We start from the raw sequence: 1,021 nt of genomic DNA, 5'->3' as shown, positions 1-1,021 counted from the left end.
ATCCAAGTAAACCACCAACAACAAAACCGCTACCGCTAACATCACTAAACACATATTTTCACCTTTAAAATAAACCACCAGGCCTGGTGGTTTGGAATTCAATCTATCTTATCCGACTTGGTTTTATTCTTACCTTCTTGAATCGCTTCACTCACCGCCGCCGCCAAAATGCCGGTTGGCAAGGCAATCAAACCTATGCCAGATAAAGCCGTAAACGCGGCAAACACCTTGCCCAGCACCGTAATAGGATAAACATCACCATAACCGACCGTAGTCAGGGTTGCAATCGACCACCACATCGCTCGTGGAATACTGCCAAAACTTTCGGGCTGATGATGGGCTTCGACTAAATAAAGCAAGGATGAAGAAATAATGAGCAACACAAACGCGGCCACGATGCTAATATTTAACTCAAACCGGCGTTTCTTAACGGCCCCCAACATTAAGTTAATCGCGGTGGAATACCCGCCTAAACGTGCAATCCTTAATACTCTAAGAACACGTGCTAAACGCAATAAAAATGCGCTCGCGCCGAAGGTTGAAAGAATAATGATGACCAATGTAAACAAATCGAGTAACGCATGAGGACGCAACATATACCGCCAGCGGCTTGAATTCTCAGGGTTTTCAATGCTCACCCAAACACGGGCCAAATACTCCACCCCAAACACCATAATAAACGCCACTTCAATGCTCCAAAACAAGCTTTCGTGGCCATCTGAAATAGTAGGTTCTGTTTCGATAATCGCTAAAAATAACGACGCCAAAATCAATATCACGACCACTAAGTTTATGCCTGATAAACCTTCCTGATCTCGTAAACTGGGATCTAATTGGGTCGCTAAACGACGACGCAGACTGGGAGAAGTAAGCATGTTTTCCCTAAGATTCATTTAAGTAAACATATTGTAGGCCATTCAATAAAACCTGCCTAGTCGTTATTCATTTCCGAATTCAGGACAGCCCTCAACCACCAGGCCTGGTGGTCGGGGTTAACGAGGATTACTGCGTTAAGTTAATA

At 44.3% G+C, this 1,021-nt stretch carries 1 protein-coding gene; it reads right to left on the bottom strand.

The features are described from left to right. Nucleotides 1–98: 98 nt before the first annotated feature. Nucleotides 99–875, bottom strand: coding sequence for an ion transporter (locus tag IBX48_RS10615; RefSeq protein WP_296834421.1), 777 nt, complete (start codon nucleotides 873–875; stop codon nucleotides 99–101). Nucleotides 876–1,021: the final 146 nt, after the last annotated feature.

The organism is Thiomicrospira sp. (assembly GCF_014859555.1).
Taxonomy (GTDB): Bacteria; Pseudomonadota; Gammaproteobacteria; order Thiomicrospirales; family Thiomicrospiraceae; genus Thiomicrospira.
The sequence above is the reverse complement of the archived record's forward strand: the minus strand, read 5'-3'. Positions and strand labels throughout refer to the sequence as shown.